Genomic DNA, 12657 nt, shown 5'->3' with positions numbered 1-12657 from the left:
ATTCTCTCATTTTATAAATTAAAAAGCCCGGTAATTTAAAATTACCGGGCTTTTTTTTATTAAAAAACTCCTTACTTCTTTAATTCTAACTTTTCTGCAAAATAATCGCAAAAATCCTTCATGGTCGCCGTCATTTTTTCATCCTGAGTGGCTCTATTAAAAGTATCGCTCATAGCCACTAAGGTCTGGTGAAAGAATTTCTTCATTTCATCTACAGGCATATCTTTCGTCCATAAATCTATGCGTAAAGTTTCCTGTTGTTTACTATCCCACATAGAAAGTAACATTGCCTTCGCCTCCTCTTTGTAAATGTCTCCGTCCTCTGCACTCCAATACAACTCTTCCGGAACTCGGTTCTCATCTAGAACCACTTCTATATTTATTTCAGATTTTTTATATTCTGCCATTATTTCTTTGGTTTATAATTTGCTTTATTAAAAATTGTTTCCGCATCGGTATCCAATAATTCCTGAAGCCCGACATCATTTTTATCCATATACGCCCGGACGATCTGCCACCCAATAAATTGTCCCAGCATTGCCGGTGCTTCATTATCCAGCTCTAAATAGAATTTAGAGAAGGGCGCAGGATATAAAAACCTGGTATATAACTGTGTATCTGAATCGAAGATAAGCTTGCGCTCTACAAAATAGCGCCATATTTGATCTTCATTAGCCACTGCCCAGTCCATTTCCTTTGAAGTATAACCAATCTTGTTGAAGTCGGGAGTTTCTGTAAGCCATTTATCTTTCAAATAAAGAATCTTCCCATAGTATAACATATGATCTAAAAACACTCTACTGGTAGGTTGAGGCACATATTTTTTTGCATATGCATTGGCAACATCTGGCAAAATTTGATCTTTTTCAAAATTCTTCTTTAAGAATTCCTGTATACCCATATAAAATGGATGTTCCTTTCCTAAATAAGTATCTAATGAAATGAACAGGTAATTATTTGCTAATAAGACTTTATTCTTATAATCTACTTCCGAAGTGATGGTGAATACTTCCGGGCTCTCAAAAGAAGGGAAGTAATATTCTATATGTTGAAAAAGCGATTGCAACTCCTCTTCTTCCTTATCAAAATTAGGGAACGCCGATAAAACTTCCGTATTTAATTCCTGTTGGATGCTATCATTAATCTTTACTAACCATAAACTATCAGGATAGTTACTAGGAAATAGAAAGGGATATTTGCTTTTTAGAGCAGGTAACTTCTCTGCATTTACAGCCGCAAACTCCTTATCAAACCTCACCAAATTGAATTCTATTGGAATTTTTTCGATCTCACGTTCAACTTCCGACTTTTTCTCACAAGAGAAAACAGAAAGTAAAATTAGAAAGAAACATATTTTTCTAAACATAGGAGTTTTTATAAAGCTTTTATGAGGTGAAATTTTTATAACTCAGTTTATATGCTAAATTTGTTTGCAAAGGTATTACTTACAAACTTAAACACCCAAAAATTATGCAAACGGAAAAGGTGGTAGATCATATAGTAAATTGGTTAAAGGAATATGCAACTTCTGCCAATTTAAATGGTTTTGTTGTAGGAATTAGTGGAGGAATAGACTCTGCCGTAACTTCTGCTCTTTGTGCCAAAACCGGAATGCGTACCTTATGTTTAGAAATGCCTATACACCAAGATCCCAACCAGGTAAGCAGAGGTCTTAAACATATCAACTATCTTAAAGAACACTATGCCAATGTTACCAACCTTCATGTAGATCTTACTTCCGCTTTTGAAGATTTTAAAAAAGCACTTCCGGATGGCGAAGAAAATCCTAACCTTCATTTATCGCTAGCCAATACCCGGGCTCGCTTTAGAATGACTACCTTATATTATTTTGCAGGACTTCATGGATATTTGGTGGCTGGAACGGGGAACAAAGTGGAAGATTTTGGTGTAGGATTTTACTCTAAATATGGTGATGGCGGGGTAGACCTTAGTCCTATTGCCGATTTGATGAAAAGTGAAGTGTATGAGTTGGGAAGATTTTTAAACGTAAATAATGAAATTCTTAATGCTCCTCCTACAGATGGACTTTTTGGAGATGGCAGAAGCGACGAAGACCAGATAGGCGCTAGCTACGACGAGCTTGAGTGGGCCATGATAATGGACGAACAGAATAAAACCGCATCGCACTTCACAGGAAGAGAGCAGGAAGTCTTCAAAATATACAAGCGCTTAAACACTATTAACCAACATAAAATGCTTCCAATTCCTGTGTGTAACATTCCCGTTCATCTTAAAAAATAATCTTTTTATCGAATAAATCTTATCTATACCGAAATTGAAAATTTTATCGATTAATTTTAGATAAACATTTTCATAACCAGCTAAATTACCTAATCCCCTACTGTCGTAATTTTTTAGTGTTAAATAAGATTTATGAGCACAGTATTATTAGCAGATCACCATCCTGTAACCCGGGAAGGAATAGCTTCATTGTTCAATAACAACATCAATTTACAAGTTGTGGGCAGTGTAAGCAACGGAAATGATTTATATAAATTTCTAAGAAATCAAATTCCGGATGTATTGATTATGGAATTAGATCTTCCGCAAATTGACGGTATTCTAGCACTTAGAAATATAAAGTCTGAATTTCCTAAAGTAAAAATGTTGATTTTAAGTTGTCATCCGGAAGAGATGTATGCCTTAAGTTCTATTAAAGCCGGTGCCTCGGGATACCTTTCAAAAACAGCTTCCACTCAGGTACTGCAAGCAGCCATCAATCAGGTGGCGCGAGGAGGAATTTATTTGAATAAGAATATTTCAGAAAAAATAAACTCCGGACTATCAAGTAACAGTGGGTTAATTGCCAAGTTTAAAAAACTTTCTACCAGAGAAGCCGAAGTATTGAATTTACTTTCCTCAGGAAAAAGAAACAAAGACATTGCCGAATCTCTGGACATTAATGAGAAAACAGTAAGCACATATAAAACACGACTTCTGAAGAAATTAAAAGTAGATAATCTGGCCGATTTAATTCATCAATCCCGACTCTTACAGCTTAGAACTACATAACTCTATTCAGCTTTTTTGATAAGAGCATTTTCAAGGATTGATAATCCATAATATCTGTAATAGCTGATATTCTATCTTCTTCTTCAGCTTCTTTAATGATATTAGAAAGTTCTTCTATTTTCTGATTGATCAAAAATCTTCTCAACGCTAAAATTGTTTCTTCCACTAATCGGGCAACAGACATGTCTTTGGTCTTTACCATAATTTCCATTCTTTCCCAATCATGAAGCGTATATTGCTCCTCCTCCATCAAAATTGTAGTAACCTCTCCTGAAAGCTCTGAGTTCAATTGGTTTACAAAAACATCCAGACTTAGCCCTCCTTCTTCATTTAAAGTAGAAATTACCATAGTATACAATTCCTGAAAAAGACCGTTGGTAAAAGCTACCTCATCCTCCTGGAGATCTAAAAATATTTTTTGAAATACCTTAGCTTTCTGTAATTCTGGTTCCATTACCAGCTCCCCTTTCTCATTCTCCTTTAAAACCATATCTTCAAACTCCTCTTCTACTGTTCCATATAGCAGTAAAAGACTAATTATCTTCCGCTCTAATAAAAACTGCTCATCTACTTTTGTCTTAGGGATTTCAGGCTCTCTTACAACCTCCATACCTTTAGGCTTAGAAGGAGCAGCAGGAGTGGCCTTCCCCTCTTTTACCAGGATTTGAGAAAGTGTTGAAAACAATACCTCTTCAGAAATATGCATGATTCGGGAACACTCCTGAATATATATTTCTTGCTGAATTTGATTAGGTATTTTAGCTATGCTAGACACCATATCCTGAATTAGAGTAGCCCTCTTCACAGGATCATTCTTAGCATCTTGGTATAGTAAGGAAGCTTTGAATTCTATAAAATCTTTTGCATTTTCTTCTAAATACTCTTGTAACTCGGTTAAGGAATTCTTACGTGCAAAACTATCCGGATCTTCACCATCTGGAAACATACAAACTTTCACATTCATACCTTGTTCCAGAATAAGGTCTATCCCTCGAATAGATGCACGCATTCCCGCCGCATCGCCATCAAAGAGTACAGTGATGTTTTTGGTAAGTCTGTTAATTAACCTGATTTGTTCTGTGGTAAGCGCCGTTCCAGAAGAAGAAACAACATTTTCAATCCCGGTTTGATGAAACTGAATAACATCGGTATACCCCTCTACCAAATAACAGTTGTCTTCCTTGGCAATCGCCTGCTTCGCGTAATTAATTCCATAAAGAACTTTACTTTTGTGGTAAAGTTCACTTTCGGGAGAATTCAAATATTTAGCAGCCTTTTTATCGTTGGTAAGAATTCTTCCTCCAAAGCCTAAAACTCTACCAGACATGGAGTGAATAGGAAACATTACCCGACCTTTAAATCTGTCGAATTGCTTTTCACCTTTAACAATAGTAAGTCCTGTTTTTTCCAAAAAGTTGAGCTGATATCCTTTTCTTATCGCTTCAGAAGTGAAGGCATCCCACTCGTCCAGACAGTATCCTAGTTCAAACTTTTTAATGGTATCATCGGTGAAGCCACGTTCTTTAAAGTAGCTCAAACCGATAGCTTTTCCTTGCTCAGTTTTTAAAAGGGTGTTCTGAAAATATTTACTAGCAAATTCAGAGACGAGATACATACTTTCACGCTCGTCTGCCTGCTGTTTTTGCTCGTCAGATTGTTCGGTCTCCTCGATTTCAATATTATACTTTTTGGCAAGATACTTAATAGCTTCGGGATAAGTAAAATGCTCATGTTCCATTAAAAATGCAACAACATTGCCGCCCTTTCCGCTGGAAAAGTCCTTCCATATCTGCTTTACGGGAGACACCATAAAACTAGGAGAACGCTCATCGGTAAAAGGGCTTAAACCTTTAAAGTTGGAACCAGATTTTTTTAATTGCACAAAATCTCCGAGAACTTCTTCTACCCGGGCGGTCTCAAATACCTGATCTATAGTGTTTTTTGAAATCAATGTGTTGTGGAAATGTATTATTGAAAGATATCTTCAAATGTAAGAATAAAAAAAGAGAGAACAATTTTCAGAATCCTGAAAACTATTCTCTCTCACAACTTAGCAGATTGTTATTAATCTATATCAAATCTTAGTCCAAAAGAGATGTTTCTTAGCTCAATATTAGGATCTTTAAAGATAGGGCTTAGATCATATTTAGCGTATAGGGCCACTCCCCCTAAACTTACGTAACTACTTAACCCGTAGACTACATCATTTGTATTATAGTCACCTTTTAATTTATCCTTCACTTTATCGCCATCTTCTTTATATTTCAATTTTTGACGTTCCCCAATGTTGATACCCGCATATCCCCCAATTCCAATCTTAAACTTATCGTGCGTAGAATACCTGAAATATTCTTCTCGCTCATCCTTATCAGAGGGACCAAATTCAAAATGTACAGGAATCACCAAGTTATCCATTCTAAATTTCGACTTGTTTAGATCTAGGGGAAATTCTTCTAACTGAGTAAGATCACCATTCTCTACAAAATATCTGTTATCTGTTGGTTTCAACCCATTGAATTGAAATGAAAACCCATATTTTACCCGAAGCCAGTTCGAATTATCAAAAACCCTCGTTTTCCACGCCCAACCAATTTCAAAGAACCTGCTACCGGCCAGTTTAAAATCGGAGTCATCTAAAGAGTTTTCATCAGAAATAGCATTATTAAGACCCACAGCCAATACCAGATCACTACTAGTTCTTCTGTCGTAAGGACGCTTCATCTTGCGATTACTTTGTGAATAATGGATAAGCTTACCATCGCCAAAAATCTCAATGTAATCTCCTCCTTCTTCATCTTTTCGTTGTCTTAAAGCAGCTTCATTTTCCATGATAGCAATTCTATTCTCAATGTTCAATGCATGATATTCTGCAGCTTCCGACTTAAGTTTATCTGCCTCTTCCTGGGTGATGTATTCTCTTTTTAAACGGTATTCGATCCCTTCTAGTTTAATTTTTAATGCAGCTTTCTCCTCGTCGATAATATTCTGCTTTAAAGTTTGAATTCTCGATTCCTTGCTAGCAATAGTATCATTTTGAGCTTGAGCGGTGTACATTGCAATACTCAACAATAAAAGGGTAAGATAAATAGTAATTGTCTTCATGATGATTGTTTTTAACGTCCTCTCACCACCTCTCCTTAAGAGAGGTAGTTTTTGGACTTGATTGATGAATGATTTGTCTATTTAAAGACGATTGATGAATTCGGCTAATTCAAACTTTTTATGATTTAAGCGTTTCTATCACTTAATAATTTCTTGTGGTAACTGCAGTTTTAGCAGCTAAATATTGTTCTTTAAGCACTTCAAAGACTTTTGCTCTAAATGAATCGTCCATTTCCATTTCTGCATTTTCCAATAAACTATTGGCGTTAACCTTACTCAACAGATGTTTAAAATTTTGTTCCTGTTTTATTTTTGAAGTCGCTTGTGCCAGTAACATATCTAATTCTTCGTCAGAAATATCTCCGGTATTATTGGTCTCAATAACATTCTCTGTGAGTCCATGATCTGCTTTTTCCAAACTATTTTGCAATATAGAATCGGTATTTTGATGATAAGGCTTAGCTTCTTTTAAATGTGTACCACTTTCAACCAAGGCCAACAAAGGTTCTCTTTCAGTAATTGGTGTTTTCGCCTCATTCTTCTTCTTAATGGAATTTGCTTTTGAAACTTTCGCCTCTTCAACCACTGCTATTTCTTCTTTAGACACTAACAAGGTATTAGCAGAAACTTTTTTTACGGGGGTTTCGGGCACAGTTTCAACCGGAGTTTCCACTACCTGAGGAGTTGGTTCCACTTTATTAAAGAAGAAACTAAACACCACGATTCCCGCTAAAATTGTTGCAGCTATTCCAAGCCACCAAATGCGCTGTTTCGGCTGCTTTTTCTTTTCTTCAGTTTCTAACATTCCCTGCAACTTATTCCAGCTATTGGCAGAAGGAGTTAGTTCTCGATCTTGAAGCTGCTGCTTCACTGCATTTTCAAATTTATTTGATTCCATAACCCGCACTATTTTCTAATTCCAATTTTTCCTTCAGTATCTTTCTAGCTTTAAATAATTGAGATTTTGAAGTACCCTCAGTTATATTAAGCATATTAGCGATCTCCTGATGCTTATAACCTTCAATGGCATACATTACAAAAACCACTTTATAGCCTTCGGGCAAAGCATCTATGAGTTGCTGTATGTGATCTACTTCCAGTTGTGAAACCACATTATTAGAGTGCATCACATTCTTTTCAAAGACCTCTTCACTAAATTCAAGCTGTTTTTTGCTCCTTAGAAATGAGATCGATTCCCGAATCATGATTCTTCTAATCCAACCTTCAAAGCTTCCTTCTCCCTTAAAATCATTGAGATGTGTGAACACCTTAAAAAAGCCATTCAACATAACTTCTTCGGCATGATGTATATCTTTAACATACATTCTGCAAACCGACAGCATCTTTCCAGAATAAGTATCATATAATTGCTGCTGTGCCTGCCGGTTATTCTTGGCAGCACTGTCAATTAAATGAGTTTCCTCCTTAAAAAGAGCTATTACTTTCACTAAGTTTCTATTAAAGGCCTTCTATATATAAAGACGCAAAGAAGTTACAAAAGGTTGCCTAGGTGTATTTTATTTTATCCAAAAAGTTGATTATTTCTTTTATAAAAATCAAAAAAAACACTCGTAGCCTAAATATTACAAGGGTTTAAGACATTTAAAAAAAACAGAGGTAACTTAAAAAATTATTTTTTACGTTCAATAACGTAATTCACCATGAGAATAAGTGAATCTTTAAAGGGAGAGTTTGGGTAACTACCTAATATAGAAAGTGCTTCTTGCTGGAATTCCTTCATTTTAGTCACTGCGTAATCTAAGCCGCCACGAGCTTTTACCAGCGAAATGACTTCATTTACACGCTTTTTATCTTTATTATGGTTTTTAACTGAATTAATGATCCACTTCTTTTCCTTTGGTTCAGAATTATTGAGCGCATAGATAAGCGGTAAGGTCATTTTCTGCTCTTTAATATCAATGCCGGTAGGTTTTCCAATCTTTTCGCCACCATAATCAAATAAGTCATCTTTTATTTGGAAAGCCATCCCTATAAGCTCTCCAAACCTTCTCATCTTTTCGATCTCTTCAGAATCTGGTTTTACAGACGCTGCACCTAAAGCACAACAAGCCGCAATAAGCGTTGCGGTTTTTTGGCGAATGATATCATAATAGATATCTTCGGTAATATCGAGTTTTCGGGCTTTTTCAATTTGAAGTAATTCTCCTTCACTCATTTCTTTAACAGCCACAGAAATGATCTTCAATAAATCGAAATCATTATTATCTATAGAAAGTAATAAACCTTTAGAAAGCAGATAATCTCCAACTAAAACGGCGATCTTATTTTTCCATAATGCATTAATACTGAAAAAACCACGCCTTCTATTCGAATCGTCTACAACATCATCATGTACTAAAGTTGCTGTATGAATAAGTTCTATTACTGAAGCTCCGCGATAAGTACGTTCATTCACAGTTCCTTCCGATACCATTTTAGCCACCAAGAACACGAACATAGGTCGCATTTGCTTCCCTTTTCGATTTACTATGTAATGAGTGATGCGGTTAAGTAAAGCTACTTTAGAAGACATGGATTCGAAGAACTTTTTTTCAAAAAGTTCCATTTCCTTCTCTACCGGCAATTTTATTTGTGAGATAACCTTCATAAGGGTTTCAAATATAGCTAAAGATTATCTTATTTACAGGTCTGTATTTATTATGATGATTTATTTGCCAATTGCCCACAAGCTGCATCAATATCTTTCCCTCTCGATCTTCTTACTGTTACGGTAATTCCGTTACGCTCCAGCATAGATTCATACATAACAGTGGCTGCCGAAGAAGCTTGCTGAAAAACACCATCGTCTATAGGATTATACTCTATAATATTTACTTTACATGGTACATATTTACAGAATTTCACCAGCGCTTCAGCGTCTTTACGAGTATCATTAATTCCTTCCCAGATAATATATTCGTACGTGATCCGGCTCTTTGTTTTAGCATACCAATATTCTAATGCTTCACGTAGTTCGGCTAAAGGGAAAGTTTCATTAAAAGGCATGATGGTGGTTCTCACTTCATCAATTGCAGAGTGTAAAGAAACTGCCAATTTGATCTTGGTTTCATCATCTGCCAGTTTTTTGATCATTTTAGGAACTCCGGAAGTCGAAATGGTAATTCGCTTAGAAGACATTCCTAAACCTTCTTTGGAAGTGATCTTTTCTACAGCCTTCATCACATTATTATAGTTCATAAGAGGTTCTCCCATCCCCATGAAAACAATGTTTGAAAGAGGTTTATCGAAATACAACCTACTTTCATTATCTATAGCCACTACCTGATCGTAGATCTCGTCGGGATTCAGATTTCGCATTCTTTTTAGAGTTGCAGTAGCGCAAAATTTACAATCCAAACTACATCCAACCTGAGAAGAGACGCAGGCGGTAGTTCTTTTAGGTGTAGGAATAAGAACAGATTCTACAGTAAGGTTATCATGTAGTTTAACTGCATTTTTTATTGTACCATCGCTACTACGCTGCATTTGGTCTACGCGAATGTGATTGATCACAAAATTTTCTTCCATCATTTGGCGTGTAGCCTTAGAGATATTGGTCATATCCTCAAAACTATGCGCACTCTTACTCCATAGCCATTCATAAACCTGAGAACCACGAAATGATTTATCGCCCTGAGCGACAAAAAAGTCCTGAAGTTGCTGTTTGGTTAAAGCCCGTATATCTTTCTTCTTATCTTTCACAGTGCAAAAGTAAGAAGAATTAGAAGATTAAAAGAATAAACTAAAAATGAAGAATTAAATATGGAAAAACCGGCTATACAACATGGTTTCAAAAAAAAACCACGAATTACAAATTGTAATTCGTGGTTTTAAATTATTCTAAGAATATGTTTAGATAATTAACATAGCATCTCCATAGCTATAGAAATTATATTTTTCCTTGATCGCTTCAGCATACGCTTTCTTCATAAAATCATGACCTGCAAAAGCAGATACCATCATCATAAGTGTAGACTTAGGAGTATGGAAATTCGTTATCATACAATTTGCGATACTGAAATCGTACGGAGGGAATATAAATTTATTGGTCCATCCGCTAAATTCATTTAAAGTATGATTAGAAGAAACAGAACTTTCAAGAACTCTCATTACAGTTGTTCCTACGGCACAAATTCTTCTTTTTTCTTCAATGGCTTTATTAATTACAGTAGTTGCAGCAGAATCGATATATGCTTCTTCACTGTCCATTTTATGTTTAGAAAGATCTTCAACCTCAACAGGGCTAAAAGTTCCTAATCCAACATGTAGCGTTACTTCGGCAAAATCTATCCCTTTTATCTCTAAACGTTTCAGTAAATGTTTAGAAAAGTGCAATCCTGCAGTTGGAGCAGCTACAGCACCTTCCTTTTTGGCGTAGATAGTTTGATATCTTTCCTGATCTTCCGGCTGTACTTCTCTCTTAATATATTTAGGAAGCGGCGTTTCACCTAATTCCTGTAATTTCTTTCTGAATTCCTGATAAGAACCATCATATAAAAAACGAAGTGTTCTACCTCTAGAGGTTGTATTATCTATAACTTCTGCTACCAAGCTTTCATCTTCTCCAAAATAAAGCTTGTTACCAATTCTAATTTTTCTAGCAGGATCTACAAGTACATCCCATAATTTTGTTTCCGGATTAAGTTCTCTTAACAAAAACACTTCAATACGCGCTCCTGTTTTTTCCTTATTTCCGTATAATCGTGCAGGAAATACTTTGGTATTATTCAAAACCATAACATCGTGCGGTTCAAAATAATCCATAAGATCCTTGAATAATTTATGCTCAATTGTCTGGTCTTTTCTGTTAAGAACCATTAAGCGCGCTTCATCTCTGTTTTCGGCAGGATACTCGGCTAAAAGTTCTGGTGGCAGATCAAAACCAAATTGTGAAAGTTTCATTCCCATAGTTCAATTTTTAAAGGCTGCAAATATACAACCTCAAGATAGGGGTTGTCAAGTAAATGCCTATTTATTTAATAAATGATTAGTTATCATGCTGTTTCACCTCAAATTTCAAGGCTTTTAAATGTTCCCAAAATTCGGGATACGATTTCGAAACCACCTCGGCATCATTAACCAGTAAGCTGGTTTTTAAAGCTAGGGGAGCAAAGGCCATGGCCATTCGATGATCATTGTAAGTAGCTACCTGCACATTCTCCTTTAAACTGGCACATGACAGTAATTGAAGATTATCGTTAGTAATATTTACTGTAGCTCCAAACTTTTCCATTTCATTTTTAAGTGCCTGAAGCCTATCAGTCTCTTTTATTTTCAAAGTATGAAGTCCGCTTAAGTTGCATTCTATTCCCAAACCTAAGCAAGTAACGGCAATTGTTTGAGCAAGATCTGGCGTATTTTTAAGATCCAGCCCTAGCCGCAACGGTTTCTTATGAGAGACCTTTTTCAAACTGATAGCATTTTCATGGAAAGTTGTTTCAACTCCCAACTGCTTATAGATATTCGCTACATTTGAATCTCCCTGCAAACTTTCGTTTCTATAATTGGAAAGTTTGATCTCTGCATCTTCGCTTAAAGCTACCAGGCTGTAAAAATATGATGCCGAACTCCAATCGGACTCTACATGTAAGGTTTTATTCAAAACTTTTGCCCTTGGCTCTATTACTATGCGCTGTGGTTCTAACCTAGCTTCAATTCCAAAATGCTGAAGAATGTCTATAGTCATAGAGATGTAGGGAGCCGATGTTAATGGCCCCTCTAAATCGATAACTAAACCTTCTGGCAAGGATGGCGCGATAAGCATTAAAGCCGAGATATATTGACTACTAATATTTGCTTTTAACTTCACCTCATTACAGGTAAGTTTCTTTCCTTGAATACGCAAAGGAGGAAATCCTTCATTTACTACATATTCTATATTTGCACCCATAGATCTTAGAGCGTCCACTAGTAATTTAATTGGGCGTTCCTTCATTCTCTCACTCCCCGTAAGAATAAAATTGCCTCCCTCATATACGGCCAGGTATGCGGTTAAAAATCGCATTGCTGTCCCGGCATGATGTATATCTATTGTACCACTGGCTTGGCTTAAAGCCTTTTTAAGCACCTTGGTATCATCACTGTTAGACAGGTTTTCTATCTTAATGGATGGATATACTGCCTGTAAAATAAGTACTCTATTAGATTCACTTTTAGAGCCTGTTATTTGCAGATCACCCGATAACTTAGTTCCGGGATGTGATATTTGAATGTTCATGAATTTTGACTTAGGTGTTACCTTTATTCAAAACTACTGATTTTTTATTGGTCTCTCTGCTCCTTTTTCATCTTAGACATGAACTGTCCAAAAGAAACTATAAAACCATATACTAAAGCCGATAAAAAACATATAATTACAAATCCCACCCATTGCCCGTCGGCCAGTTTTTCATCATAAAAATCAGAAAAATTAAATCCGTAGAAAAAAAGTATTGTCACAATTAGATATATGCTAACGAAAGCTACGCCCATTCCAGCTACCGATTTCCAGAAGGATTTATTATTGATAATTTCTTTGAACAT

The 12657-nt window shown here is 35.9% G+C and carries 13 protein-coding genes; 2 read left to right on the top strand and 11 right to left on the bottom strand.

Annotation, left to right across the window (positions count from 1 at the left end; all coding sequences use genetic code 11):
- Positions 1-71 precede the first annotated feature (71 nt).
- Positions 72-407 (bottom strand): gliding motility protein GldC, encoded by a 336-nt coding sequence (gldC, locus tag L1I30_RS10115; protein WP_236134171.1) that lies wholly within the window; start codon positions 405-407, stop codon positions 72-74.
- Complete coding sequence (gldB, locus tag L1I30_RS10110; RefSeq protein WP_236134170.1) at positions 407-1366, bottom strand: gliding motility lipoprotein GldB; 960 nt, start codon at positions 1364-1366, stop codon at positions 407-409. The genes gldC and gldB overlap by 1 nt, the downstream gene beginning before the upstream one ends.
- Before the next feature lie 104 nt (positions 1367-1470).
- Here gldB and nadE point away from each other — a divergent pair, with 104 nt between their 5' ends.
- Both nadE and L1I30_RS10100 read left to right on the top strand, forming a co-directional pair.
- Positions 1471-2262 carry an NAD(+) synthase gene (nadE, locus tag L1I30_RS10105; RefSeq protein ID WP_236134169.1) on the top strand — a complete coding sequence of 264 codons (792 nt, stop codon included), beginning with the start codon at positions 1471-1473 and terminating at the stop codon, positions 2260-2262.
- 132 nt (positions 2263-2394) lie between these two features.
- On the top strand, positions 2395-3033 hold the full coding sequence (locus L1I30_RS10100; RefSeq protein ID WP_236134168.1) for a response regulator: 639 nt from the start codon (positions 2395-2397) through the stop codon (positions 3031-3033).
- Here L1I30_RS10100 and dnaG read toward each other — a convergent pair.
- The 9 genes from dnaG to L1I30_RS10055 form a co-directional block, all read right to left on the bottom strand.
- Positions 3026-4984, bottom strand: coding sequence for a DNA primase (gene dnaG / locus L1I30_RS10095; protein WP_236134167.1), 1959 nt, complete (start codon positions 4982-4984; stop codon positions 3026-3028). The two genes, L1I30_RS10100 and dnaG, sit on opposite strands and share 8 nt — an antisense overlap.
- 113 nt (positions 4985-5097) lie before the next feature.
- Positions 5098-6135: a coiled-coil domain-containing protein gene (locus L1I30_RS10090; RefSeq protein ID WP_236134166.1), complete on the bottom strand. Its 1038-nt coding sequence runs from the start codon at positions 6133-6135 to the stop codon at positions 5098-5100.
- 142 nt (positions 6136-6277) lie between these two features.
- Positions 6278-7033 carry a hypothetical protein gene (locus L1I30_RS10085; RefSeq protein WP_236134165.1) on the bottom strand — a complete coding sequence of 252 codons (756 nt, stop codon included), beginning with the start codon at positions 7031-7033 and terminating at the stop codon, positions 6278-6280.
- Positions 7020-7583 (bottom strand): RNA polymerase sigma factor, encoded by a 564-nt coding sequence (locus tag L1I30_RS10080; RefSeq protein WP_236134164.1) that lies wholly within the window; start codon positions 7581-7583, stop codon positions 7020-7022. Before L1I30_RS10080 ends, L1I30_RS10085 begins: the two co-directional genes overlap by 14 nt.
- 182 nt (positions 7584-7765) lie before the next feature.
- On the bottom strand, positions 7766-8743 hold the full coding sequence (locus L1I30_RS10075) for a polyprenyl synthetase family protein (RefSeq protein ID WP_236134163.1): 978 nt from the start codon (positions 8741-8743) through the stop codon (positions 7766-7768).
- A 50-nt stretch (positions 8744-8793) separates the two neighbouring features.
- Positions 8794-9837, bottom strand: a complete 1044-nt coding sequence (gene rlmN, locus L1I30_RS10070; protein WP_236134162.1) for a dual-specificity RNA methyltransferase RlmN — start codon at positions 9835-9837, stop codon at positions 8794-8796.
- 150 nt (positions 9838-9987) lie between these two features.
- Positions 9988-11043 carry a tRNA preQ1(34) S-adenosylmethionine ribosyltransferase-isomerase QueA gene (gene queA / locus L1I30_RS10065; RefSeq protein WP_236134161.1) on the bottom strand — a complete coding sequence of 352 codons (1056 nt, stop codon included), beginning with the start codon at positions 11041-11043 and terminating at the stop codon, positions 9988-9990.
- A gap of 79 nt (positions 11044-11122) precedes the next feature.
- A complete protein-coding gene (gene aroA, locus L1I30_RS10060) occupies positions 11123-12352 on the bottom strand; it encodes a 3-phosphoshikimate 1-carboxyvinyltransferase (protein ID WP_236134160.1) in 1230 nt (409 codons plus the stop codon).
- Positions 12353-12396: 44 nt separating this feature from the next.
- Positions 12397-12657 (bottom strand): hypothetical protein, encoded by a 261-nt coding sequence (locus tag L1I30_RS10055; RefSeq protein ID WP_236134159.1) that lies wholly within the window; start codon positions 12655-12657, stop codon positions 12397-12399.

Source organism: Gillisia lutea, from assembly GCF_021568705.1.
GTDB classification, from domain to species: domain Bacteria; phylum Bacteroidota; class Bacteroidia; order Flavobacteriales; family Flavobacteriaceae; genus Gillisia; species Gillisia lutea.
Note: the sequence above shows the minus strand (reverse complement) of the source record. Positions and strands in the feature narration are given on the sequence as shown.

Excerpts from the sequence above, each read along its gene's own strand:
- gldC (WP_236134171.1), bottom strand. The coding sequence starts at position 407 with ATGGCAGAATATAAAAAATCTGAAATAAATATAGAAGTGGTTCTAGAT.
- gldB (WP_236134170.1), bottom strand. The coding sequence starts at position 1,366 with ATGTTTAGAAAAATATGTTTCTTTCTAATTTTACTTTCTGTTTTCTCT.
- nadE (WP_236134169.1), top strand. The coding sequence starts at position 1,471 with ATGCAAACGGAAAAGGTGGTAGATCATATAGTAAATTGGTTAAAGGAA.
- L1I30_RS10100 (WP_236134168.1), top strand. The coding sequence starts at position 2,395 with ATGAGCACAGTATTATTAGCAGATCACCATCCTGTAACCCGGGAAGGA.
- L1I30_RS10090 (WP_236134166.1), bottom strand. The coding sequence starts at position 6,135 with ATGAAGACAATTACTATTTATCTTACCCTTTTATTGTTGAGTATTGCA.
- L1I30_RS10085 (WP_236134165.1), bottom strand. The coding sequence starts at position 7,033 with ATGGAATCAAATAAATTTGAAAATGCAGTGAAGCAGCAGCTTCAAGAT.
- L1I30_RS10075 (WP_236134163.1), bottom strand. The coding sequence starts at position 8,743 with ATGAAGGTTATCTCACAAATAAAATTGCCGGTAGAGAAGGAAATGGAA.
- queA (WP_236134161.1), bottom strand. The coding sequence starts at position 11,043 with ATGGGAATGAAACTTTCACAATTTGGTTTTGATCTGCCACCAGAACTT.
- aroA (WP_236134160.1), bottom strand. The coding sequence starts at position 12,352 with ATGAACATTCAAATATCACATCCCGGAACTAAGTTATCGGGTGATCTG.
- L1I30_RS10055 (WP_236134159.1), bottom strand. The coding sequence starts at position 12,657 with ATGTTCAAAGAAATTATCAATAATAAATCCTTCTGGAAATCGGTAGCT.